The following is a 24067-nucleotide window of genomic DNA, read 5'->3' on the forward strand; positions in this document are numbered from 1 at the left end:
CCTGGGCCGGCATCCCGGCTTTTGCAAAGTGAGCCGCCGTCAGGGCGGAACCCTAGGTGGCCGTTACCGCAGGAATGGATATGTACAGGGTCCAACTGTGTTGACTGTCAGGCCGTCTTCGCAGGCAAGCCAGCTCCCACAGTTGGATCGCGGTGCGTCAGCTCGATCAACGTCGGCTGCCAGGCCATCACGGGAGCAAGCTCCCTCGCCACAGGTCCAGCGTCGCGCCGAAGTTGTGTAGATACCTATGCTCATCACAGGCAAGCCAGCCCCCACCTTTTTAAGTGTGAATACATACAAAGGTGGGAGCTGGCTTGCCTGCGATGGCGTCCGAAAGGTCACCCCACCCGAGCTGCTCGCTCGCGCAAATACTCCACCACCGCACCCTGCTCCCCGGCAAACTCGATACGCGCGCCCTTGCTCTCGCGCTGGAACGCATACATCGGGTCGTAATACTCACGCAGCAAGCCTTCAATCCATACCCGATGCAACTCCACTGCGCCGCTGCGTGCCTGTTCGGCCAGGGCCTCCTGCAACACCGCCTGCAACCGTTGGAAACGCTCGCCGCCCAGGCGCTTGTGAATATTGGCCAGGCTCTGAGTCAGGCGCTCGGCAAATAATCGCTGGCCGGTTTCCCCAAACACCTCAATGAACTCGGCGCACAGGTCCACCACGTAATCCTTCAGGATGCGCTCGACACGGCCCTCGACGCTGTCTTCCAGCCACACCATAGGAAACGTCTGCATGCCCTTGTGCAATGGCAGCGGCAGCGCACAGCTGCCGATCATGCGGCTCTCGTCCTCGACCACAAACTGCTCGATACCACCTGCGCGCTTCTTCAGCAAATCCACCGCCAGGCGATTTTCGAAGTCGATATTGGAGGGTTGCGCCGTGGCGCGCTTGCCGAAACTGGAACCGCGATGGTTGGCGTGCCCTTCCAAATCCAGGGCATTGCGCAGTTGGCCGAGCACTTCGGTCTTGCCGGTGCCGGTCATGCCGCCCAGCAGTACGAAATCACACTGGGCAGTCGCCTGCTCCAGGGTTTCCAGCAGGAAGGTACGCATGGCCTTGTAGCCACCGCCGACGCGGGGGTATTCGATGCCCGCTTCGGTTTTCAACCATTGCTGCACGATCTGCGAACGCAGGCCGCCCCGAAAGCAGTACAGGTAGCCATTGGGGTTAGCCTGGGCAAACTGAGCCCACTGTTCTATGCGCTCGGCCTTGATTGCCCCCGACACCAGTTCATGCCCCAGCACGATCGCCGCTTGCTGGCCTTGCTGCTTGTAACAGGTGCCGACCCGCTGGCGCTCATCGTCGGTCATCAGCGGCAGGTTGATCACCCCGGGGAACGCGCCCTTGGTGAATTCGACCGGCGCGCGAGTATCCATCATCGGGCGGTCGTTGAGGAAGATATCGCGGTAATCGGTGATGTCCGTCGCCATCAAATCACCTCAACCGCGTTGGTCTGTCGCTCCAGCAGTTCACCGATAGGCTCAAGGGCCAAGCCCAGCTCGGCAGCCACGGCGTGGAACTCGGCATCACCTTCTGGGGTAACCGCGATCAGCAGGCCACCGCTGGTCTGGGGGTCGCACAGCACGCGCTTGTGCAGCTCCTGCACACGCCCCAGCTTGCTGGCGTAGCTTTCAAAGTTGCGCAAGGTGCCACCCGGCACACACCCCTGGTCCAGGTAATACTCCACCCCCGGCAGGCGCGGAACCTTTGCATAGTCGATACGGGCCGTCAGGCCACTGCCATCAGCCATTTCCACCAGGTGGCCGAGCAGGCCGAAACCGGTGACATCGGTCATGGCCGTCACACCGGCCAACTTGCCGAAACGGCTGCCCGGCTTGTTGAGGGTGCACATCCAGTCACGCGCCAGGCCGATATCCGCCTCGCGCAGCTTGCCCTTCTTCTCGGCGGTGGTGAGGATGCCGATGCCCAGGGGCTTGGTCAGATACAGGCGGCAGCCGGCAGTGGCCGTGTCGTTACGCTTCATATGGCGCTTTTGCACGATGCCGGTCACGGCCAGGCCGAAGATCGGCTCCGGCGCGTCGATGGAATGCCCGCCCGCAAGCGGAATGCCAGCTGCGTCGCACACCGCCCGACCGCCGCGAATCACTTCGCGAGCAATCTCCGGCGCGAGCACATTGACCGGCCAGCCGAGAATGGCGATGGCCATCAAGGGATCGCCGCCCATGGCGTAGATATCGCTGATGGCATTGGTGGCGGCGATGCGGCCGAAGTCGAACGGGTCGTCGACAATCGGCATGAAAAAGTCCGTGGTGGACACCACGCCGCGCTCGTCGTCGATGGCGTATACCGCCGCATCGTCGCGGGAGGCATTGCCCACCCACAGGTTGGGGTCGAGGTTCTGTGCACCGCTGCCCGCAAGGATCACTTCCAGGACCTGTGGCGAAATCTTGCAACCGCAACCCGCACCGTGGCTGTACTGGGTAAGGCGAATCGGCTCGTTCATGGGGGACCTCAAGCTATCAAGTGGGCCGATTCTAGCAGACAGCAAAAGGCCGGCTGGGCTCTTGTGAGCACAGCCGGCCTGTTTGTTCAGCGGTTACTGGCGCGCAGCGAGCAAACGTGCGTGCCGGTTACGCCGGGCGATGTTCAAGCATTCGATCGCCGCCGAGAAGGCCATGGCCGCATACACGTAGCCTTTTGGTACGTGGGCGCCGAAGCCTTCGGCGATCAGCGTCATGCCGATCATGATCAAGAAGCCCAGGGCCAGCATCACCACGGTCGGGTTGTCGTTGATGAACTTGGCCAACGGCTCAGCGGCCACCAGCATCACGATCACCGAGACCACCACGGCAATGATCATGATCGGCAAGTGCTCGGTCATGCCCACGGCGGTGATGATGCTATCGATGGAGAACACCAGGTCGAGCATCAGGATCTGGCCGATGGCGGCGGCAAAACCGATGGTCACGGTATTACTGACGGTTGCCTTCTCTTCAGGCTCCGGGTCCATGCTGTGATGGATCTCGGTGGTTGCCTTCCACACCAGGAACAGGCCGCCGGCGATCAGGATCATGTCCTTCCACGAGAACGCCTGGCCGAACACTTCGAACACCGGTGTCGTCAATTGCACGATGAATGCGATGGTGCTCAACAGGCCCAGGCGCAATATCAACGCCATGCTGATACCAATGCGCCGCGCCTTGGCCCGGTGCTTCTCCGGCAGTTTGTTGGTGAGGATCGAGATAAAGATCAGGTTATCGATGCCCAGCACGATTTCCATGACGATCAAGGTCGCCAGTGCGACCCAGGCGGTGGGGCTGGCGGCCAGTTGTAGAAGGTAATCCATAGGTCAGTCCTGACGTGGTAGTGCTGGGGAATTAGGTTTCTTTGGTGTCGGATTCAGCAGCGTTTTCGGCGTCTTTTTCCTGCTTCTCAGGGCTGATCAAGCCCTGGGTTGCTTCACTCAATGCCTGCTCGGCGGCCTTGTGGGTGTCGTCGATGGCCTGCTTGGCCGACTCGGTGGCTTTGCCCAGCACCTGTTGCGCGCTTTTCTCGACTTGATCACAGCCGCTGACCACTATCAATGAAAGCGCAAGCAACGACGCCGCGCCCAGGGAATTGAGTTTCATGATGTATTCCTCGTTAGAACCCTTGGGTCCAAGTAGTGGCCCCTCGATAGCGAGGCATTCTATGCAGGCGAACAGTTCAGGAAAATTCGTATTTTTCTCGCGTATACTTCGATTTTTACGAAGTGTAGGCCGTGATGCTCAATTATCGACAACTGCATTACTTCTGGGTGGTGGCCAAGACCGGCAGCATCGTGCGCGCCTGTGAGCAATTGAACCTCACGCCGCAGACCATCAGCGGGCAGATCAGCCTGTTGGAGCAGACCTTCGGTATTGCCCTGTTTCAGCGGGTCGGGCGCCAGCTTGAACTGACCGAAGCCGGGCGCCAGGCGCTGCCCTACGCCGAGCAGATGTTCCAGACCGGCAATGAACTGGAGGCGATGCTGCGCGCCCAGCCTGACGAGCAGCAGATCCCGTTCCGCGTTGGGGTGGCGGATGTGGTGCCCAAATCCATCGTGTACCGGCTGATCGCGCCGACCATGGAGTTGAGCGAACCGATCCGCATCACCTGCCGTGAAGACAAACTCGAACGTTTACTGGCCGACCTGGCGATCCAGCGCCTGGACCTGGTGATTTCCGACAGCCCCATGCCCACGCACTTGGACATCAAGGGCTACAGCCAGAAGCTGGGAGAATGCGGCATCAGTTTTTTCGCCACCCAGGCGTTGGCTGACCAGCATGGGGGGGATTTCCCACAGTGTTTGCAAGGCGCACCGCTGTTGATTCCGGGGGCAGAGACCGTGGTACGCAGCCGTTTGCAGCGCTGGTTCGCCGAACAGCAGATTCAACCCCGCATCATCGGCGAGTTCGACGACAGCGCCTTGATGCAGGCCTTCGGGCAATCCGGCAGTGGGATTTTTATCGCGCCCAGCGTGATCGCCGACGAGGTGGTGCGCCAATACGGCGTGGCGCTGATTGGCCAGACCGATGCAGTGACCGAGTCGTTTTATGCGATCTCAGTGGAGCGCAAGGTCAAGCACCCCGGCATTGTGGCCATTACCGAGGGTGCCCGGCGGGAGTTGTTTACCGCCCTGCCCTGATCGCTCAGGCATTGAGCGCCGTGGGTTTGGCGGTCATCAGCCACAGTGCGAGCAGGATCGACACCAGGATAAACCCCGAAGCGGCAAACCCCAGGCTTCCCAGGCCCAGAGTGTCGATGACATGCCCGCCCACCATCGCGCCCAGGCCAATGCCGAGGTTGGCGCCGGCGATATTCAGCGACGCCGCAAACGCCGGTGCATGGGGCGCGGCCTTCATCAAGCGCACATGGCTGACCAGGAACATCGCCGCCTGGGTCACGCCCCACACCGCCATCGCCGCGGCCAGGCCGATGGTCGAGTGAATCGCCGGCACCACTGCCACCATGCCCGCGATCATGAACCCGCAGAACACCATGGACGCGATCAATGGGTGACGATCCACGGCGCGTCCGCCGAGGGAGTTGCCAATCAGCCCGACCGCGCCAAAGCCCATCAGGCACCAGCCCACCAACGTACCGTCGAACCCGGCCAGGCGCTCAAGGATATCTGCCAAGTAGGTATAGGCGGTGAACATGCCACTGAACACCAGGATCGACAGCAGGATATGCCCCTGCATCACGGGGCTGCGCAGGATCCTGAATTGCGAACGCAGACTGCCCTGCTGGTGCTTGGCCGGGGTGACCGGCAGATAGAGATACAGCAGCAATGCCTTGGCCAGGGCAATCACAGCGAGCACGGCGAACGCGGTGCGCCAGCCGAACATATCGGAAATCAGCGTGCCCACCGGAATACCAAATACGGTGGCGCAAACAATGCCAAAGCCGATTTTTTCAATCGCACGCCCGGCGAACTCAGGGCCGACAATGTCTACCGCCGTTTCGCTGGCGAGGGCCCAGAATACTGGCAAGCCCAAGGCGGGAATCAAACGGGCCACGGCCATCACCCAGATATTCGGCGCCAAAGCCGCCACGGTGTTGGCCGCTGCAAACATGATCAGGATGCTGATAAACAGGCGCTTGCGCGAAAAGCGCGCGCAGTAGGCCGTGAGGAACGGGCCGAACGCGGCCACGGTGAACGCGAACAGCGTCACCAGCAGCCCCGCCTGGGACACGCTGACGTTCAGGTCCCGAGCAATCGACGGCAACAGGCCGACGATGACGAATTCTGTGGTCAGCACGGTAAAACCGGCGGCTGACAGCAGCAGGATAGGAAACAACATGAAAACTCCAGAAACGACGATATCAACGACAGCCCGAAGGGCCCGCTGACGGAGAGGAAAGATGAGAGGGGGGAATCTTAACAGAACATGTCCGGATTTGACCAAGCCCGGCTGAAACGGGTGACGGAATGCCGCAGCAAACGAGACGTGCCCTACAGCATGCTAGACTTCGCGCCTACTTCCTACAGTACTTTCTGCCTGCAATGCTGTGCCCTACTAAAAAAACTAGAGACAACTCTTTATGACTGCTGCCCCTTCCCTGCTGCAACGTTTAATGCGCGTCAGCCTGGTCTCCCAAATTGTCATCGGCCTGATTGCCGGGATCGTGCTGGCCCTGCTGTTCCCCGAGGCCGCGCGCGCCACCGGTTTTATCGGCAAGGTGTTTGTCACGGCGCTGAAGGCTGTCGCGCCAATCCTGGTGTTTGTGCTGGTCATGGCCTCGATTGCCAACCATAAGCATGGCCAGGAAACCCATATCCGCCCGATCCTGTTCCTGTATCTGCTCGGCACCTTTGCCGCCGCCGTGGTTGCGGTGGTTGCCAGCATGATGTTTCCGTCGTTCCTGGTATTGGCTACCCATGACGCCACGGTGAGCGCTCCTGGGGGCATTGGCGAAGTGTTGCAAAGCCTGCTGCTCAGTGTGGTGGATAACCCGGTCAGTGCACTGATGAACGCCAACTTCATCGGCATCCTCGCCTGGGCCATCGGCATGGGCATCGCTATTCGCCATGCCGGTGAGACCACCCGTACGGTATTGGACGACTTGTCCAACGGCGTCACCCTGATCGTACGCGTGGTGATCCGCTTCGCCCCGCTGGGTATCTTCGGTCTTGTGGCCTCCACCCTCGCCACCTCTGGTTTCGACGCCCTGCTCGGCTATGCCCACCTGCTGGTCGTGCTGATCGGCTGCATGTTGTTCGTGGCACTGGTGATCAACCCGGCCATCGTGTTCTGGAAACTGCGTCGCAACCCTTACCCGCTGGTGCTGATGTGCCTGCGCGAAAGCGGCATCACCGCGTTTTTCACCCGCAGCTCGGCGGCGAACATTCCGGTCAACCTGGCACTGAGCAAACGCCTGGGCCTGCATGAAGACACCTACTCGGTGTCGATCCCCCTCGGTGCCACCATCAACATGGCCGGCGCCGCCATCACTATCACCGTGCTGACCCTGGCGGCCGTGCACACCCTGGGCATCGCCGTGGACATGCCGACCGCCGTGCTGCTCAGCGTGGTCGCTGCGGTGTGTGCCTGCGGTGCATCGGGGGTGGCGGGTGGTTCGCTGCTGTTGATTCCCCTGGCGTGCAGCCTGTTTGGCATCCCCAGTGAAATCGCCATGCAGGTAGTGGCCGTCGGTTTCATCATCGGCGTGCTGCAGGACTCGGCGGAAACCGCACTCAACTCGTCTACCGATGTGCTGTTTACCGCGGCGGCGTGTTTGGGCAAGGAAGAACAGGCCGCTTAACACAGCCCCATAAAAAAGCCCGGTGCCGTTCGCAGAGAACGGCACCGGGCTTTTTTGTGCTTGCGGGTTTAGAACGCGCCCATGTAATCGCGCTTGCCCACTTCCACACCGTTATGACGCAGCAGCGCATAAGCGGTGGTGACGTGGAAGAAGAACTGCGGCAGGCCGTAGGTCAGCAGGTAGGACTGACCGCTGAAGCGCTTCTCTTTCGGGGTGCCTGGGCGCGTGACGATCTCGATGCCTTCCTTGCCGTCGATCTGCTCGGGCTTGATGGTGTCGACAAAGGCCAGGACCTTGGCGATCAACGCTTGCAGGTCGGCAAAGGTGACTTCGCTGTCTTCGTACTTCGGTACTTCGATCTCGGCCAGGCGTGCCGACACACCTTTGGCGAAGTCCACGGCGATCTGCACCTGGCGCACCAACGGGAACATGTCCGGGAACAGGCGCGCTTGCAGCAAGGCGTTGGGCTCGATGTTCTTGGCGCTGGCATGGGCTTCAGCTTTGTTCAGCACATCGCTGAGGGCGTTGAGCATTTGCTTGAAGACCGGGATGGAAGCGGCGTACAGGGAAATAGTCATGACAGTCTCACGGTAATGGCGGGGTTGGAACCAGCCGCGATTATAGCCATGCCTGGCGCTTGTCTTTTATTTTTTCAAGCTTAGGCTAAGGGGCTTCACTGCATAGGGAAAGCGCGATGACCGCCGAGCACGACACCGACACCCCTGAGCCGCGCCTGAACAGCACGGAAATCCGCATCCTGGGCTGCCTGATCGAAAAACAGGCGACCAACCCGGAAACCTACCCCCTCACCCTCAACGCCTTGGTGCTGGCCTGCAACCAGAAGACCAGCCGCGAGCCGGTGATGAACCTCAGCCAAGGCCAGGTCGGCCAGAGCCTGCGCGCGCTCGAAGGCCAAGGCTTCACGCGCCTGGTGATGGGCAGCCGCGCCGACCGCTGGGAGCACCGTGTGGACAAGGCCCTGGAACTGGTGCCGGCCCAGGTGATCCTGACCGGGCTGCTGTTCCTGCGGGGGCCGCAGACCGTCAACGAGTTGCTCACCCGCAGCGGGCGCATGCATGACTTTGAGGATGCCGAACAGGTTGTGCATCAGCTCGAACGCCTGATTGCACGAGGGCTGGCGCTTCTGGTGCCGCGTCAGGCGGGGCAGCGGGAAGACCGGTATACCCATGCACTAGGGGACCCGGCAGATATTGAAGCGATTATGACCGCACGGGGGAATCCGGTAGAGCGTAGCGCGGGGGCTGTTTCGGTGGAGCGGATTGAAGAGCTGGAAGCGCGGATTGCCGCACTGGAAGAACGGCTGGCGCAGCTGGAACAGGCATAACGCAGATAAACATGTGGGAGCTGGCTTGCCTGCGATAGCCATTGGTATCGACACAACTTTGTAGGTTGCAGCAGCCGACGGTAACTACGATGCGAAGCGAGCCGCTCTTGATCTTGCTCTGCTTTTGATCTTGCTCTGCTTTTGATCTTAGGCGCCCCGTTAAACCACGCTGGCCGAACGCAGGCTTTAATTCGTGGGTAACCCGGCAGGACGCCGGGTTAGCCGCCCCGCGCCATGGATGGCGCGTGGCGGCGGCCCACGGATTCAAGCCTGTGTTCGGGCACACCGAGCCTAGGCGAGGTGCCGAGTGGTGGGGCAAGAGCGCTTTGCTTACTTTCGCGCTTTTCGAAAGTGAGCCGCCGTCAGGGCGGAACCCTAAGTAGCCGTTACCGCAGGAATGGATATGTACTCGGTATTACGGCGTCGACTGTGAGGCCGTCTTCGCAGGCGAGCCAGCTCCCACAGTTGGATCGTGGGGTGTCAGGTAGATAGCCGTCGCCTGGCAGGCCGCCATCGCAGGCGAGCCAGCTCCCACAGTTGGATCGCGTGCGCGTCAGTTAGATCAGCGAATGGTTGTGCGTAAGGCTTCAGCTGCGGGCGAAGGCCACCGCTGCCTCGAACTGCTCCTGAGTAGGCCGCACGCCGGTATAAAGCACAAACTGCTCCAACGCCTGGATAGCGATCACCTCCAGCCCGGTAATCACCCGCTTGCCCTGGGCACGACCACGCACGATCAACGGCGTTTCCGCCGGGATCGCCACCACATCGAAGACCGTCTCAGCCTGATCGATTGCCTCGGCCTCAAACGCCAACGCATCCGCCTCGACCCCGCCGGTCATGCCGATGGGTGTCACGTTGATCAGCATCTGTGGCCGCAGGCTGCCCAGATCCGCCTGCCACTGATACCCCAGGTTCCTGGCCAATGCCTGGCCCGCCACCTCATTACGCGCCACGATCACGCCATTGGCGTACCCTCCGTCACGCAAGGCGCTGGCGACCGCCTTGGCCATGCCGCCGCTGCCGCGCAGGGCGAAGCTGGAGTCCTTGGGCACCGCGTGTTTTTTCAGCAATTGCTCGATGGCGATGTAGTCGGTGTTGTAAGCCTTGAGGTGGCCGTTGGTGTTGACGATGGTGTTCAGGGAGTCGATGGCTTGAACCGAATCGTCGAGTTCGTCCATCAAGGCAATGGCGGCCTCCTTGAACGGCATGGACACCCCGCAACCCCGCACACCCAGGGCGCGGATACCGCCGATCGCGCCGGGCAAGTCCTGGCTGCTGAAGGCTTTATAGTAAAAATTCAGACCCAGCTGTTCATACAGGTGGTTATGAAAACGCAGGCCAAAGTTCCCAGGGCGCGCCGACAGCGACATGCACAGTTGGGTGTCCTTGTTGGGGTGCATCTGCATGGATAACTCCTTGAAGTAAGCAAATCGGTACAGACCTTACACAACCTTTACCCATTGGCCGTGCTGTTTTCTCGAAATACGTTGTCTTAAAAGTATCCCCGCGACAATCCTTGAGTCTATTGATTGCAGACCACAAGCGCAGGGGCTAACCGAGGAAAGACCATCATGCGTAAACTCCCCAGGATCGCCTTGCTTATCGGCGCACTCGCGATGGCCGGCCAAGCCTCCGCCCACGGTGGTGGTTGGGGTGGCCCGGCCGTGTTCGGTGCGCTTGTCGGCGCAGCGGTAGTCGGCTCTGTGGTTGCCAGCCAGCCGCGTGAGGTGTACGTGCAACAACCGGTGTATGTGCAGCCGCAGCCGGTGTATGCCGCGCCGCCGCCGGTCTACTACGCGCCACCGCCACCGGTGTATGTGCAACAGCAGGTTTACTATCGCCCGGCGCCCGTCTACTACGGCCCACCGCGCGGTTATTATGGGCCGCCTCGCGGCTATTACGGCCCGCCCCACGGCTACTACCGCCATGGTTGGTAAGTTTTAATCCGTTGACAGCCACAGGCCTCGCCCACACGCGGGGCCTTTTTTTGCCTGGGAAGTCCGGATTAATCCTGCCAGTGTCGCTGTGAGAACAACGTACGAGCAGCAATCCCACATGATAAGCGTCAAATATCCTCTTGATCGATGACGGGCTGCGCTGTCATGTTTGCGTCACAAAACAGTCGCACTATCGACCCAGTCCAACCAATAACAATTAAGGACGATTGACCATGCCCACACAAAACCCGCACCGCACCGCCGGCCTTTGCACCTCCAGCAAGGTCTACAGCGCCTTGACTGAACTCAAGCACCTTGAAGGCCATCGCAGCGCCAAGTTCCTGGCATTGCTGGCAGAAAACCTGGTGCGCAAGGGCCTGCTCAGTGAGCACGAAGTGGTGAACATGCTCGACCAGGTGGTGGACTAACGCCTGACGTTGATGTCGACTATCGAGCCAGGTGATTTTTCCCAGGCACCGGCAAACCGTAAGGTGACCTCCATAACGTTTGGAGGTACTTATGCCCACTATTCAAATCATGTCCGTCATCGGCAGCGCCGTCCCCGCCCCTCTGCGCAAACTGGGCTTGCTCGCCTGCTGGTACGTTGTGCGCGATGGCGAGCCGATCAGCGGCCCGCTCACTTCGTTATCCGATGCCGAAACACAGCGCCGAATGGCAACCGACTTCAGGCTCGAGGCCTGAAAGCTACGGCAATGGCAACTTGACCCGCGGCTTGGTTTCGACGAACAACGCCCAGCACGACATGAACAACGCTGCCACCAGCGGCCCGATCACAAAGCCGTTAAGGCCGAACACCGACAGGCCGCCCAAGGTCGAGATCAGGATCAGGTAGTCCGGCATCTTGGTGTCCTTGCCCACCAGGATCGGGCGCAGCACGTTGTCCACCAGGCCAATCACGAACACCCCGAACAGCCCCAGCACCACGCCCTGCCAGATCGAACCGCTCAACAGGAAATAAACCGCCACCGGCCCCCAGACCAGCCCGGCACCCACCGCAGGCAGTAGTGACAGGAACGCCATCAGCACGGCCCAGAGCAAGGCACTCGGGATGTCCAGGAACCAGAAGATCAAGCCTCCCAGCGCACCTTGGGTCACAGCCACCAGCACGTTGCCCTTGACCGTGGCGCGCACTACGCGGTTGAACTTGAGCTGCAGGCGACGCTTTTGCGGCTCGGCCAACGGTACTGCCGTGCGCACCTTGCGTACCAGTTCCGGGCCATCGCGCAGCAGGAAAAACAGCAGGTACAGCATGATGAAAAAGCTCACCAGGAAATCAAACGTACCCTGGCCGAAGCTGAACGCCTGAGAGGCAAAGAACTGACTGCCCTGCATCGCGCCCTTGACGACCTTTTCCCGCAGCCCTTCAAGGTTGCCCATGCCGAAACGGTCGAGCAACTGCTGGAAATACGGCGGTAAAACGTTCTTGAATTGCTCGATATAACCCGCTACGTCGAGTTTGCCGCTCTCGATGTTTTTGTAGAGCGTGGCCCCCTCTTGCACCAGCAAAGCACTGGTGATGATCACCGGCAGAATCGCGATCACCAGGCACACCATCAAGGTGGTCAGGGAGGTCAGGTTGCGGTTCCAGCTAAAACGTTGCTGCAGGCGGCGCTGCATCGGCGCAAAGATAATGCCCAGGATCACCGCCCAGAACACCGCACCGTAGAACGGCAGCAATATCCAGATAAAAGCCACGGTGACCAAGGCCAGTAGCAGCAACAGGGTTTTGAATTGCAGGTTGGTTTGATTCATGTCCGGTCCATGTCAGAAAAACAGGGCCGATGGCGGCCCTGTTGCTTAGTCCGCAGCCAAACGTGGGAGTGCCCTTGTTTATCGAACAAGCATAGATCGCGTTATTTAGACCTGGGTCAATATCCCGTTATCGCTCCAGCACTACCCTCGCGCCTTTTTGCGACCCACACCCATGCGCCCGATAACTGCCCCCGAACTGCTCGCTCCCGCCGGAACCCTGAAAAACATGCGCTACGCCTTCGCCTACGGTGCCGACGCGGTCTACGCCGGCCAGCCGCGCTACAGCCTGCGGGTGCGCAATAACGAGTTCGACCACGCCAACCTGGCCCTCGGCATCCAGGAAGCCCATGACCTGGGCAAGCGCTTCTACGTGGTGGTGAACATTGCGCCGCACAACGCCAAGCTCAAGACCTTCCTCAAGGACCTGGCGCCCGTGATCGCCATGGGCCCGGATGCGCTGATCATGTCCGATCCTGGGCTGATCATGCTGGTGCGCCAGCACTTCCCGCAGATGCCGATCCACCTGTCGGTGCAGGCCAATACGGTGAATTGGGCCAGCGTGGCGTTCTGGCAGCAACAAGGCATTTGCAGGGTGATTCTGTCGCGGGAGCTGTCTCTGGAAGAGATTGGCGAAATCCGCCAGCAGGTGCCGACGATGGAGTTGGAGGTGTTTGTACATGGCGCCTTGTGCATGGCCTATTCCGGGCGGTGCCTGCTGTCGGGCTATATGAACAAACGCGATGCCAACCAGGGCACTTGCACCAATGCCTGCCGCTGGAAATACCAGGCCACGCCGGCAGTGGAGAATGCCACTGGCGATATCGTCCATGAATACCAACCCACATTGGGCATCGGCACGCCCACCGATCAGGTGTTCCTGCTACAAGAGGCCAATCGCCCCGATGACCCCATGCCTGCTTTCGAAGACGAACACGGCACCTACATCATGAACGCCAAGGACCTGCGCGCCGTGCAGCATGTGGAGCGCCTGGCACAGATGGGCTTGCATTCGTTGAAGATCGAAGGCCGCACCAAGTCCCACTTCTACTGCGCGCGCACCACCCAGGTGTACCGCCAGGCCATCGATGACGCAGTGGCCGGCCGGGCGTTTGACCGCGGCTTGATGACCAACCTCGAGTCCCTGGCCCAGCGTGGCTACACCGAAGGTTTCCTGCGCCGCCACGTGCACGATGAATACCAGAACTACCAGAACGGCAGCTCGGTTTCCGAGCGCCAGCAGTTTGTCGGGGAGCTGACCGGCGAGCGCCGTGGCGCGTTGGCCGAGGTGAAGGTGAAGAATCGCTTTGTGCTGGGCGACCACCTGGAGTTGATGACGCCCGCCGGCAATTTTCATTTTGACTTGCCGAGCCTGCATAACGCCAAGGGCGAAAGCATTGAGGTGGCGCCGGGGGACGGGCATACGGTGTATGTGCCGATTCCGGCGCAGATGGACCTGCGTTTTGGCCTGCTGATGCGCGACGTTTAAACCCTGCCATGGGTTGAATGGATCAGATCCTGAACTGGCCCACCAACTGCCCGAGGCGCTGGCCCAGGTCGGCCAGACTGCGAGACGTCTGAGCGCCCAGTTGGGTTTCGTCCGCCACGCTGTCTACCGCTACGGCAATCTGATGCACGCTGCGGTTGATCTCTTCCGCCACGGCGGTCTGCTCTTCCGCGGCGCTGGCGATCTGGGCGTTCATTGAGTTGATGGTGCCAATCAGTTGCGCCATGGTGTCCAGGGACGCGCCGGCCTGGTTGGCCTGGGCCGAGGTGCCGTCGCCGGCATCGCTGGAGCGGCGCATAGCGTCCACGGCCGCCTCGGTGCCTTTCTGCAGGCGATCGATCATGCCCTGGATTTCCTGGGTGCTGGTTTGGGTGCGACTGGCCAGGGCACGCACTTCATCGGCGACCACAGCAAAGCCACGCCCAGCCTCCCCAGCCCGTGCGGCCTCGATGGCAGCGTTGAGCGCCAGCAGGTTGGTTTGCTCGGCGATGGAGCGGATCACGCCGAGCACACTGACGATTGACGACACATCCTGCTGCAGGCTGTCCAGGGACACGCCGCTGCTGCGAATGTCGTTCACCAGCGCATGGATCTGCGCGATGCTGCCGTCCACCACCCGCTTGGCGGCCTGGCCTTCGGCGTCGGTCTGCTGCGCAGCGACGGCGGCGCCTTGGGCACTGCGTGCCACTTCGTGGGCCGCCGAGGACATCTGGTTGATCGCGGTGGCCACCTGGTCGGTCTCGTGGCGCTGGCGTTCCATGGCCTGCTCTGAGCGCTGGGCCTGGTCGGACACCTGGCTCACCAGCCCGGTGAGTTGGGCGGTCATGTCGGTGATCTGGCGCACCAGGCCATGGATTTTATCGACAAAGCGGTTGAATGCACCGGCCAGGTCGCCGAGTTCATCCTGGCTGGTAATGGCCAGGCGGCGCGTCAGGTCGCCTTCACCCGCGGCGATGTCATCGAGGTTGGCCTTCATCAGGTGCAGCGGGCGCAGGATGGTATTGGCCAGCAGCATGCCCACGGCGGCGATCACCAGCAACACCACCACGGCCACGCCGAGGATGCTCAACAGTACGCCTTGCATGCGCTTCTCGACTTTTGCCTGCACCACCGCCACTTGGGCGTCGATGCCATCAAGGTTCACCGAGGTGCCGATCACCATGTCCCACTTGGGCAGATACTCGGTATAGCCGAGCTTGGGCACCAGCTCGGTCTGGCCGGGCTGGGTCGAGCTGTATTGCAGGTAGTGGGTGCCGTCCTTGCCGACCTTCACCAGGTCGCGGTTGACGTAGACGCCGTTGGGGTCGCGGTTGTCCTTGAAGCTTTTGCCCACGCCGTCCGGGCTGTTGCCCTTGAACAGGCGGATGGTTTCGGAGTCGTAGCCGAAGAAATAGCCGTCTTTGCCGTAGCTGGTATTGGATAACAACTTGACCACCTGCGCCCGCGCCGCGCTGTCGCCGGGGGCTGCCGCGTCGTAGAGCGGCTTGATGGTGGTCATGGCCACCTCGACATAACTTTGCAGGGTGGCCTTGGCGTCGTTGAGCAGGCGCTGACGGGTTTCATCCACCTCGTTGCGGGCCTGGCCCTGCAGAATCCACACGGTGGTCAGGCTGATGACCACGGCAAACAACAACACCGGCACGACAGCAAGGGCCAGGACTTTGGCCTTCAAACTCAGACGCATGGCTTTTCTCTCTTGTTAGTGGCGACTTGAGAGGTTAACGGCCATGTGAGCGATTACTGTAGGAGCGAGCTTGTGTGGCGAGGCAGCTTGCTGCCGCTGGGGTGCGCAGCGCCCGCACGCTTTTTTGGGGCTGCTTCGCAGCCCAGCGGGAGCAAGCTCCCTCGCCACAGAGGTTCTCGCCTGGATCAGAGCGTCATCGCGGCCAGCCAGCCGAACGCCAGCAGCGGCAGGTTGTAGTGCAGGAAGGTCGGTACCACGGTGTCCCAGATATGGTGGTGCTGGCCGTCGATGTTCAGGCCGGAGGTGGGGCCGAGGGTGGAGTCCGAGGCAGGCGAACCGGCGTCGCCCAAGGCACCGGCGGTACCAACGATGCACACGATGGCCACCGGGCTGAAGCCCAACTGCACACACAGCGGCACGAAAATCGCCGCGAGGATCGGCACCGTGGAAAACGACGAGCCGATGCCCATGGTCACCAACAACCCCACCAGCAGCATCAACAACGCCCCGACGCCCCGGCTATGGCCGATGAACGCTGCCGAGGCTTGCACCAGCGAGTTCACGTCACCGGTGGCCTTGAGCACTTCGGCAAAGCCTGAGGACGCGATCATGATGAAGCCGATCATCGCCATCATCTTCATGCCTTCGGTGAACAGGTCATCTGTGTCGCGCCAGCGCACGATGCCCGACACCGAGAAGATCAGGAACCCGGCCAGGGCGCCGATGATCATCGAGTCCAGCCACAACTGGATGATGAACGCCGAGGCAATTGCCAGGCCGGCCACCAGCAGGGTCAGCGGGTTGTACTGCACCGCCACTTGCTCGACACGTTCGATTTTCTTCAGGTCGTACACACGCTTTTTGCGGTAGCTGATCAGCACCGCCACCAGCAGGCCGACCACCATGCCCAGCGCCGGCAGGCCCATGGCGTGGGTGACGTTGACCCCGCTGATATCCACCCCGCTCTTGGCGACGTTGGCCAGCAGGATCTGATTGAGGAAGATATTGCCAAAGCCCACCGGCAGAAACATGTACGGGGTGATCAGGCCGAAGGTCATCACGCAGGCGATCAGGCGACGGTCCAGTTGCAGCTTGGTCAGTACATACAGCAGCGGCGGTACCAGCAGCGGAATAAACGCAATGTGGATCGGCAAGATGTTCTGCGAGGCAATCGCCACCACCCACAACAGGCCGATCAGCAGCCATTTGACGTGGTTGCCACCGCTGGCGTCCTGGCGGTCCACCAGCAGCAAGGCTTTGTCCGCCAGCGCATGGGCCAGGCCGGACTTGGCAATCGCCACGGCGAAAGCACCGAGCAATGCGTAGGACAAGGCCACGGTTGCGCCGCCGCCCAGCCCGCCGTTGAAGGCCTTGAGCGTGGCCTCGATGCCTAGACCACCGGTCAAGCCGCCCACCAGGGCGCCGACGATAATGGCGATGACCACATGCACGCGGGACAGGCTGAGTACCAGCATGGTGCCGACCGCGGCGATGACTGCGTTAATCATGGTTACCTCAAGCAGAAACAAAAAAGACAGGCATGCCCGCGCGCGGCCCATGGGAACAGCTGCCGGCGTGCAGGCTTGAAAGAGGTCTTATTAGAGGGCGCGCACTTTGCAGGAGCTGGGCTGTCATGTCAAAAACTGTGGTGAGGCAAAGCCCTCTGCACAGATAAAGAATTACCGGCACTGGCCGATACGCTGTCTCTATGTGCTTTCAGGTAAGGATGTCCCGATGTCGCTCAGGCAGCTCTCCATTCAATGGAAAATCACCCTGCTGGCGGGCCTCTGCCTGCTGGGGATCGTGACCCTGCTGGTGGGTCTGTCGCTGTATCGCATGGCGCAGAGCTCGCAGCAGGTCAAGGCGTCCAGCATGCAGATGCTCGACGAAGCTGCCCAGTCGCGCATCGAGGCCCAAGGCGAAGTGCAAGCGCTGGGCATTCGCCAGCAGTTCATGGATGCTTACCAGTACGGCCATGGCTTTTCCCGCCAGGTGTTGTTTTTGCGCGAGCAGGCCGAGAAGCGCTTTCTCGATGCCTTCGACACCCGTGAAGACCTGACGCGCCAGGTCAAGGCCGCCCTGCAGGCCAACCCCGACCTGCTCGGCCTGTCCCTGGTGTTCGAAGCCAATGCGCTGGACGGCAAGGACGAACTGTTCGCCAATCAGGCGGAACTGGGCAGCAATGACAAAGGCCGTTTCGCGCTGTACTGGTCGCAACCGACACCGGGGAAAATCACCTCGATGGCGCTGCCCGAGAGCGACATGGCCGACACCTCCATCGGCCCCAGCGGCGAAAAGGCCAACGCCTGGTTCACCTGCCCGCGCACGACTCTCAAGCCCTGCGTGATCGAGCCCTACTTCTATGTGATCGACGGCCAGAACGTGCTGATGACCAGCATCGTGTTCCCGCTGATGGTCAATGGCAAAGTCATCGCCTCGCTGTCGGTGGATATCAACCTCAACAGCCTGCAGGCGGTCAGCCAACAGGCCAGCCAGAAACTGTACGACGGCCAGACCCAGGTCAGCATCCTCAGCGCCACTGGCTTATTGGCTGGCTACAGCCCGGATGCCAGCAAACTCAGCCAACGCCTGGAGCAGGTCGACCCGGCCAGCGGCGCACAGCTGACCAGTGCCTTGGCCAGCAGTACCCAGACCCGCAGCCTGCGCACCGACCACCAACTCAAGGTACTGGCGCCTTTTGCGCCGATTCCCGGCGGTAAGGCGTGGGGCGTATTGCTGGATGTACCTGAAAAAGTCCTGGTCGCCCCCGCCGAAGCGCTGAAAAACCAGCTGGACGCCGACAACGCCAAAGGCACCCTGCTGGAACTGGGCCTGGGCCTGCTGGCCGCCGTGGTCGGCTTGATCCTGGTGTGGCTGATGGCACGCAGCGTGACCCGGCCAATCCTCGGCGTGGCGCACATGCTTGAGGATATCGCCAGCGGCGAAGGCGACCTGACCCGGCGCCTGGCCTATGCCAAACAGGACGAGCTGGGCCAATTGGCCGGCTGGTTCAACCGTTTCCTCGACAAGCTGCAGCCGATCATTGCCGAGGTCAAACGCTCGGTGCAGGACGCTCGCGGCACCGCCGACCAGTCCGCCGCTATTGCCACGCAAACCAGCGCCGGCATGGAGCAGCAGTACCGTCAGGTTGATCAGGTGGCCACCGCATCCCACGAAATGAGCGCCACCGCTCAGGATGTGGCTCGCAGCGCCGCCCAGGCGGCCCAAGCCGCCCGAGATGCCGACCAGGCGACTCGCCAAGGCTTGACGGTTATCGACCGCACCACCGCCAACATTGGCGAGCTCGCCGCCGACATGAGCACCGCTATGACCCAAGTTGAAGGCTTGGCCGCCAACAGCGAACAGATCGGCTCGGTGCTCGAAGTGATTCGCGGCATCGCCGAGCAGACCAACCTGTTGGCGCTCAACGCCGCCATCGAAGCCGCTCGCGCCGGTGAAGCCGGCCGCGGTTTTGCCGTGGTCGCCGACGAAGTGCGCAACCTGGCACGGCGCACCCAGGAATCGGTGGAAGAAACCCGCCTGGTGATCGAACAATTGCAAACCGGTACCAGCGACGTGGTCGGCTCCATGGGCAACAGCTATCGCCAGGCCCAGGGCAGTGTCGAACAGGTCGGCCAGGCCGTCACCGCCTTGCGCCAGATTGGCGATGCGGTCACGGTGATCAGCGACATGAACCTGCAAATCGCCAGCGCCGCGGAAGAGCAAAGCGCCGTGGCCGAAGAGATCAACAGCAACGTGGCGACCATTCGCGATGTGACCGAATCGTTGTCGGAGCAGGCCAATGAATCGGCGCGGGTCAGCCAGGCGTTGAACAGCCTGGCGAACCAGCAGCAGGGGTTGATGGATCAGTTTCGGGTCTGAATGTAGCTAGGCTTTTCTGTGGGGGTCGGGCTTGCCCCAATGCCAGTCCGTTAAGGGCTTTTTGTAGGAGCGAGCTTGCTCGCGAAAAACTCACAGGCGCGGCGTTCATTCAGGATGCCCGCGTTATCGTTGACGTTTTTCGCGAGCAAGCTCGCTCCTACAGTAGGCGATGCAAACACCTCGGTATTTCAGGTAAACCGAGTCGATGCTATCGCAGGCAAGCCAGCTCCCACATTTTGAGCAGCGGTGTGCCAGTGTCAGCGGCGTGGCAACTGGATCAATACCTTGAGCCCACCCAGCTCACTCTCCTGCAGTTGCAACACCCCACCCCACACCTCAACAATGTCGCGCACGATCCCCAAACCCAGGCCATGGCCAACCCTTTGCTCATCCAGGCGTGCGCCACGGCTGAACACTTGGTCGCGCTGGGCCTCGGGAATGCCGGGGCCGTCGTCTTCCACCGCCAGCCGATAGCCCTGGGGCGTCTCGCTGACGCTCAGGCGTACCTCGGCGTCCGCCCATTTACAGGCGTTGTCCAACAGATTGCCCAGCAGTTCCAGCAGGTCTTCACGGTCCCAGGGCAGTTGCAGGCCCGGCGCCACCTGATAGCTGAGGTCCAGGTGTTCGCCGTGGATCATGCGCAGGGTGGCCAGTAAACCGGGCAGCTCTTGTTCACAGTCAAACAACGCGCCCGGCAAGGCATCGCCCGCCAGGCGCGCACGGTTGAGTTCACGGTTGAGGCGCTGCTGCACCTGCTCCAATTGCTCGCGCAGCAACTGGCTCAGTTGCGGATGATCCTTGAGGGCGTCACTGGAGGCGGCGCTCAACAACACTGCCAGCGGGGTTTTCAGCGCATGCCCCAGGTTGCCGAGGGCGTTGCGGGAGCGCTTGAGGCTGTCTTCGGTGTGCGCCAACAGGTGGTTGATCTGCGCCACCAGGGGCTCCAGCTCAAGCGGCACTTGAGTGTCGAGTTGCGAGCGCTGGCCTTGTTGCAGTTGGGCGATCTGGTTGCGTGCGGTCTCCAGGGGGCGCAGGGCACGGCGCACGGTGACCCGTTGCAGGATCAGCACCAACAGCAGCGCCGCCAGCCCCATCACCAGGCCGACCTGGCGCATCAGGCGAAAGCTTTCGCGCACAGGCGTGTAGTCCTGGGCCACGCTGATGGAAATCGATTGGCCGAAGCGCTTGTAGTCCGAGCGCAGCACCAACAGTTGCTGGCCTTCGGGCCCCAGTTGCAGGTTGCCCTTGAGCCCCGCCACCGGGAGCCGGGGCAGTTCCTGGTCCCACAATGAACGGGAGCGCCAATGCACATCGGCAAAGTCGATACGAAAGTAATGCCCGGAAAACGGCCGCTGGTACGCCGGCGACAGGCGTTGCTCATCCAACTGCACGCCGTTGGGCCCACGCACCAGCGCCACCAGCAGATTTTCGCTGTCGTTGCGCAAGCCCGCTTCAAGGTAGCGTTGCAAACCCGCCTCGAACAACCACAGGCTGGTTTGCGCCAGCACCACGCCGACAATCACCATCACGCTGATCAACCCCAGGCTCAAGCGCCGCTGGATCGACCTCATGCCGGGGTGGCGCCGAAACGGTAGCCCTGGCCACGCCGGGTCTCGATCACGCTGCGGCCCAATTTGCGCCTTAGATGGTTGACGTGCACCTCCAGCACATTGGAGTCGCGCTCGGTCTCGCCGTCATACAAGTGTTCGGCCAGGTGGCTTTTGGACAGGATCTGTTCGGGATGCAGCATGAAATAGCGCAACAAACGAAACTCGGCAGCCGTCAGCTGGATCTCGGCGCCGTCACGTAGCACGCACTGGCGCCCTTCATCCAGATGCAGGCCGGCAGCTTGCAGGGTGGGCTGGTTCGTCTGGCCATGGGAGCGGCGCAGCAGCGACTGGATGCGCAGGTACAGCTCTTCGGGGTGAAAGGGTTTGCTCAGGTAATCATCGGCGCCGGCCTTGAGCCCTTCGATACGCTCGGCCCAGGAATCGCGGGCCGTGAGGATCAGCACTGGTATGGCCAACGAGGCGGCGCGCCATTGCGCCAGCACTTCAAGCCCGGGTAAACCGGGCAGGCCAAGGTCAAGGATGATCAAGTCATACGGCTCGCTGCGTCCTTGATACACGGCGTCGCGGCCATCGGCCAGCCAGTCGACCGCGTAGCCCTGGCGCTGCAGGCCGGCCATCAGTTCGTCGGCCAGGGGCACGTTGTCTTCCACCAGGAGCAGGCGCATCAGTCTTCCTCATCTTTGATCAGGTCGCCATTGGTGGCATCCAGCTTGATCTCGCGCACCACGCCCTCGGTGGTCACCAGTTCCACTTCATAGGCGTATTGCCCGTGTTTCTTTTCCAGTTCGGCTTCCAGCAGCCGTGAGCCGGGGTATCGCGCCATGGCCTGCTGCAACAGCTGTTCCAATGGCAGGATGACGCCTTGTTGGCGCAGGGCCAGGGCTTCGTCCTGATTGAGGTCGCGGGCCGCGAGGCTGGAACAAAACACCATGAGCACCAGCGCCACGCGACTGCCGACGCGTAAATTTACCTTCATTACGTATCCTGATGATTCTTGAGAACCTGCCCGGTGAGCGCGTTCAATTCAACATCCCATTCAATGCCGTCGGTATCTCGTAGCTCGACTTCATAGACGTACTTGCCGTATTCCTCATCCAGATCGGTGTCCAGCAGCGTCGAACCAGGGTGAAGGGCCAGGGCCGTGGCTTCCAACTGATCGAAAGCGACAATTGTAACAGTGGCCGGCACGATCAGTGGCTTGTCGGGGTCCACGGCGGCGGCCGGGGTCGCCGTAACGAGGATGATAGCGGCGGCGCCCAGGGCAGTGAGGCGCTTCATGATAAGTCTCCGTTACATGATGTTTTCCTACATCGGCCACCGTACGCCCTGCAACTTAACTGAAACTGAATTGCCACCATGGCAATTCCAGTCAAGCCATTTTTCCCACTGCCTGCGAGATTTCCTATACTGCCCCGCTCGCCTCAACAGAGACCGGTATGACAGCCATCCATATCAAGTTCCCGGCCTTGACCCTCAAGGCCGGTAAACGCGCCATCACCCGCATCCGCGAGCAGGGCCTTGCGCCTGCCGACGTCGGTATCCTCCCCGGCGCGGCTGGCGGCCCCAAGGCCCTGGGTATCCAAGGGCTCGACCTGGCGCTGTTCGGTGATTGGTTGCCCCGTGCGCCGCGCGAGCGTGCGCTGATCGGCGCGTCCATTGGCTCCTGGCGGTTTGCCAGCGCCTGCCTGCCCGACCCGGTGCAAGGTTTGCTCGACTTGGGCCGGCTGTACAACGAGCAGCGCTTTGCCAAAGGCGTGACCATGGCGCAAGTCAGCCAGAGCTGCCAACGCATGCTCGACGACCTGCTGGCCGGGCGCGATGCGCGGGTGCTGGACAACCCCGACTATCGGCTGAACATCATGGTGGTCAAGAGCCACGGTTTGCTCGCCGATGACCACCGTGGGCGGCTGGGGCTGGGCCTGTCATCGGTGATTGCCGATAACCTGCGGGGCCGCGCACGGCTGTCGCGGCATTTCGAGCGGCTGATCATCCACGACCCGCGTCAGGCGCCTCCGGTACACCCCCTGAAGGATTTCCCCTCGCGCTTTCTCACCCTGGACGTGGGCAACCTGCGCCAGGCGTTGCTCGCGTCCGGGTCGATCCCCATGGTCATGCAAGGCGTACGCGACCTGCCTGGGGCCGGGGCCGGCACCTACCGCGACGGCGGCCTGCTGGACTACCACCTCGACCTGCCCTACCACGGCGATGACATCGTGCTGTACCCGCATTTTACTGACCGGGTCATCCCCGGCTGGTTCGACAAGGGCCTGCCATGGCGGCGCAGCAACCAGCAGGGCTTGCAGGATGTGTTACTGCTGGCGCCGTCCAGGGACTACCTGGCCCGCCTGCCCCACGGCAAGCTGCCAGACCGCAGCGACTTCAAGCGTTTCATGGGCGATGATCCAGGCCGCAACAAATATTGGCAAACTGCCATGAGCGAGAGCCAACGACTGGGGGATGAGTTTTTGGCATTGGCGGATAACGGCAAGCTCGGCGACCGTTTGCTCGCCCTTTAAGTGTAGGAGCGAGCTTGCTCGCGAAGGTCGTCAACGATAACGCAGGGTGCCTGGATTAACGCGGCGCCCTTGGGTTTTTCGCGAGCAAGCTTGCTCCTACAACATGAGGGGCGGTATGCGCAGAGGTTGATCAAACTGTTAAACTCGCCGCCTGCCAGACACCTGACCGAGCTGAAAACACTGTGGAAATCTTCAAAGAGTTTACCTTCGAATCCGCCCATCGCCTGCCCCACGTACCGGAAGGCCACAAATGCGGGCGTCTGCACGGGCACTCGTTCAAGGTGGCCATCCACCTGAGCGGCGATCTGGATCCCCATACCGGCTGGATTCGCGACTTCTCGGAGATCAAGGCGATTTTCAAGCCGCTCTATGAACGCCTCGACCACAACTACCTCAATGACATTCCCGGCCTGGAAAACCCCACCAGCGAAGTGCTGGCCAAGTGGATCTGGAATGAACTGAAACTCTTGCTGCCGGAACTCAGTGCGATCCGTATCCACGAGACGTGCACCAGTGGGTGCATTTATCGCGGCGAGTAAGTGATCGAGTGTTGAAAAGACCACCTGCGGGGAATGTCACTGTGGCGAGGGAGCTT

24 protein-coding genes and 2 pseudogenes are annotated in these 24067 nt (G+C 61.4%); 11 read left to right on the forward strand and 15 right to left on the reverse strand.

Annotation, left to right across the window (positions count from 1 at the left end; translation table 11 throughout):
• Positions 1-338: 338 nt before the first annotated feature.
• The 4 genes from mnmH to OC445_RS20345 all read right to left on the reverse strand — a co-directional run bounded on the left by mnmH (position 339) and on the right by OC445_RS20345 (position 3602).
• Entirely contained in the window at positions 339-1442 is a 1104-nt protein-coding gene (gene mnmH, locus OC445_RS20330; protein WP_127882069.1) for a tRNA 2-selenouridine(34) synthase MnmH, read from the reverse strand.
• Positions 1442-2476, reverse strand: a complete 1035-nt coding sequence (gene selD / locus OC445_RS20335; RefSeq protein ID WP_020302053.1) for a selenide, water dikinase SelD — start codon at positions 2474-2476, stop codon at positions 1442-1444. The genes mnmH and selD overlap by 1 nt, the downstream gene beginning before the upstream one ends.
• Positions 2477-2569: 93 nt before the next feature.
• Positions 2570-3319, reverse strand: a complete 750-nt coding sequence (locus OC445_RS20340) for a TerC family protein (RefSeq protein WP_014717958.1) — start codon at positions 3317-3319, stop codon at positions 2570-2572.
• Between the two features lie 31 nt (positions 3320-3350).
• On the reverse strand, positions 3351-3602 hold the full coding sequence (locus OC445_RS20345; RefSeq protein ID WP_060764289.1) for a hypothetical protein: 252 nt from the start codon (positions 3600-3602) through the stop codon (positions 3351-3353).
• Between the two features lie 134 nt (positions 3603-3736).
• Between OC445_RS20345 and nhaR the strand changes: the two genes are divergently transcribed.
• On the forward strand, positions 3737-4639 hold the full coding sequence (gene nhaR / locus OC445_RS20350) for a transcriptional activator NhaR (RefSeq protein WP_034125797.1): 903 nt from the start codon (positions 3737-3739) through the stop codon (positions 4637-4639).
• A 4-nt stretch (positions 4640-4643) separates the two neighbouring features.
• Here nhaR and OC445_RS20355 read toward each other — a convergent pair whose 3' ends face one another.
• Positions 4644-5798, reverse strand: a complete 1155-nt coding sequence (locus OC445_RS20355; RefSeq protein WP_034125798.1) for an MFS transporter — start codon at positions 5796-5798, stop codon at positions 4644-4646.
• A gap of 241 nt (positions 5799-6039) precedes the next feature.
• Between OC445_RS20355 and sstT the strand changes: the two genes are divergently transcribed.
• Complete coding sequence (gene sstT, locus OC445_RS20360) at positions 6040-7260, forward strand: serine/threonine transporter SstT (RefSeq protein WP_034125799.1); 1221 nt, start codon at positions 6040-6042, stop codon at positions 7258-7260.
• A gap of 68 nt (positions 7261-7328) precedes the next feature.
• Here the strand turns inward: sstT and OC445_RS20365 are convergent, their stop codons facing one another.
• A complete protein-coding gene (locus OC445_RS20365; RefSeq protein WP_003190292.1) occupies positions 7329-7838 on the reverse strand; it encodes a DUF1993 family protein in 510 nt (169 codons plus the stop codon).
• A 116-nt stretch (positions 7839-7954) separates the two neighbouring features.
• On the opposite strand from OC445_RS20365, the gene OC445_RS20370 reads away from it, so the two are divergent.
• Positions 7955-8605, forward strand: coding sequence for a YceH family protein (locus OC445_RS20370; RefSeq protein WP_054898808.1), 651 nt, complete (start codon positions 7955-7957; stop codon positions 8603-8605).
• Positions 8606-9192: 587 nt separating this feature from the next.
• Here OC445_RS20370 and OC445_RS20375 read toward each other — a convergent pair.
• Complete coding sequence (locus OC445_RS20375; RefSeq protein WP_034125801.1) at positions 9193-10011, reverse strand: shikimate 5-dehydrogenase; 819 nt, start codon at positions 10009-10011, stop codon at positions 9193-9195.
• A gap of 165 nt (positions 10012-10176) precedes the next feature.
• On the opposite strand from OC445_RS20375, the gene OC445_RS20380 reads away from it, so the two are divergent.
• From OC445_RS20380 to OC445_RS20390, 3 genes are all read left to right on the forward strand, one after another.
• Complete coding sequence (locus OC445_RS20380; RefSeq protein WP_003190286.1) at positions 10177-10542, forward strand: hypothetical protein; 366 nt, start codon at positions 10177-10179, stop codon at positions 10540-10542.
• A 233-nt stretch (positions 10543-10775) separates the two neighbouring features.
• Entirely contained in the window at positions 10776-10970 is a 195-nt protein-coding gene (locus OC445_RS20385; RefSeq protein ID WP_003190284.1) for a hypothetical protein, read from the forward strand.
• A 91-nt stretch (positions 10971-11061) separates the two neighbouring features.
• Positions 11062-11244: a hypothetical protein gene (locus OC445_RS20390; protein WP_034125803.1), complete on the forward strand. Its 183-nt coding sequence runs from the start codon at positions 11062-11064 to the stop codon at positions 11242-11244.
• A gap of 3 nt (positions 11245-11247) precedes the next feature.
• On the opposite strand, the gene OC445_RS20395 is transcribed toward OC445_RS20390, so the two are convergent.
• Entirely contained in the window at positions 11248-12315 is a 1068-nt protein-coding gene (locus tag OC445_RS20395) for an AI-2E family transporter (RefSeq protein WP_019818663.1), read from the reverse strand.
• A gap of 172 nt (positions 12316-12487) precedes the next feature.
• On the opposite strand from OC445_RS20395, the gene yegQ reads away from it, so the two are divergent.
• The gene (yegQ, locus tag OC445_RS20400) at positions 12488-13801 is read left to right on the forward strand and encodes a tRNA 5-hydroxyuridine modification protein YegQ (RefSeq protein WP_072448711.1); all 1314 of its coding nucleotides are present in this window, start codon (positions 12488-12490) and stop codon (positions 13799-13801) included.
• Positions 13802-13823: 22 nt separating this feature from the next.
• On the opposite strand, the gene OC445_RS27190 is transcribed toward yegQ, so the two are convergent.
• The 3 genes and pseudogenes from OC445_RS27190 to OC445_RS20410 all read right to left on the reverse strand — a co-directional run bounded on the left by OC445_RS27190 (position 13824) and on the right by OC445_RS20410 (position 17008).
• Positions 13824-14645, reverse strand: coding sequence for a methyl-accepting chemotaxis protein (locus OC445_RS27190; RefSeq protein WP_370874666.1), 822 nt, complete (start codon positions 14643-14645; stop codon positions 13824-13826).
• A 36-nt stretch (positions 14646-14681) separates the two neighbouring features.
• Positions 14682-15503, reverse strand: a pseudogene (locus tag OC445_RS27195) (cache domain-containing protein); the annotation flags it as partial.
• Positions 15504-15688: 185 nt separating this feature from the next.
• On the reverse strand, positions 15689-17008 hold the full coding sequence (locus tag OC445_RS20410; RefSeq protein WP_161793214.1) for a Na+/H+ antiporter family protein: 1320 nt from the start codon (positions 17006-17008) through the stop codon (positions 15689-15691).
• Positions 17009-18380: 1372 nt separating this feature from the next.
• Between OC445_RS20410 and OC445_RS27200 the strand changes: the two are divergent.
• Together OC445_RS27200 and OC445_RS27205 are read left to right on the forward strand one after the other, a co-directional pair.
• Positions 18381-18527, forward strand: a pseudogene (locus tag OC445_RS27200) (HAMP domain-containing protein); the annotation flags it as partial.
• A gap of 102 nt (positions 18528-18629) precedes the next feature.
• On the forward strand, positions 18630-19385 hold the full coding sequence (locus OC445_RS27205; protein WP_370694801.1) for a methyl-accepting chemotaxis protein: 756 nt from the start codon (positions 18630-18632) through the stop codon (positions 19383-19385).
• Positions 19386-19642: 257 nt separating this feature from the next.
• On the opposite strand, the gene OC445_RS20420 is transcribed toward OC445_RS27205, so the two are convergent.
• From OC445_RS20420 to OC445_RS20435, 4 genes are read right to left on the reverse strand one after another with little or no spacing between them, the layout of a single operon-like run.
• On the reverse strand, positions 19643-20956 hold the full coding sequence (locus tag OC445_RS20420; RefSeq protein WP_014717944.1) for a sensor histidine kinase: 1314 nt from the start codon (positions 20954-20956) through the stop codon (positions 19643-19645).
• Complete coding sequence (locus tag OC445_RS20425; protein WP_034125807.1) at positions 20953-21621, reverse strand: response regulator transcription factor; 669 nt, start codon at positions 21619-21621, stop codon at positions 20953-20955. The genes OC445_RS20420 and OC445_RS20425 overlap by 4 nt, the downstream gene beginning before the upstream one ends.
• Positions 21621-21932 carry a PepSY domain-containing protein gene (locus tag OC445_RS20430; protein ID WP_003190266.1) on the reverse strand — a complete coding sequence of 104 codons (312 nt, stop codon included), beginning with the start codon at positions 21930-21932 and terminating at the stop codon, positions 21621-21623. Before OC445_RS20430 ends, OC445_RS20425 begins: the two co-directional genes overlap by 1 nt.
• Positions 21932-22234, reverse strand: a complete 303-nt coding sequence (locus OC445_RS20435; protein ID WP_054898803.1) for a PepSY domain-containing protein — start codon at positions 22232-22234, stop codon at positions 21932-21934. The genes OC445_RS20430 and OC445_RS20435 overlap by 1 nt, the downstream gene beginning before the upstream one ends.
• Positions 22235-22392: 158 nt before the next feature.
• Here OC445_RS20435 and OC445_RS20440 point away from each other — a divergent pair, with 158 nt between their 5' ends.
• Positions 22393-23472 (forward strand): hypothetical protein, encoded by a 1080-nt coding sequence (locus OC445_RS20440; protein ID WP_054898802.1) that lies wholly within the window; start codon positions 22393-22395, stop codon positions 23470-23472.
• Between the two features lie 182 nt (positions 23473-23654).
• The gene (queD, locus tag OC445_RS20445; protein ID WP_057976622.1) at positions 23655-24011 is read left to right on the forward strand and encodes a 6-carboxytetrahydropterin synthase QueD; all 357 of its coding nucleotides are present in this window, start codon (positions 23655-23657) and stop codon (positions 24009-24011) included.
• Positions 24012-24067 lie beyond the last annotated feature (56 nt).

This window comes from Pseudomonas sp. Pse35, from assembly GCF_024519715.1.
In the GTDB taxonomy this organism is placed as follows: domain Bacteria; phylum Pseudomonadota; class Gammaproteobacteria; order Pseudomonadales; family Pseudomonadaceae; genus Aquipseudomonas; species Aquipseudomonas paracarnis.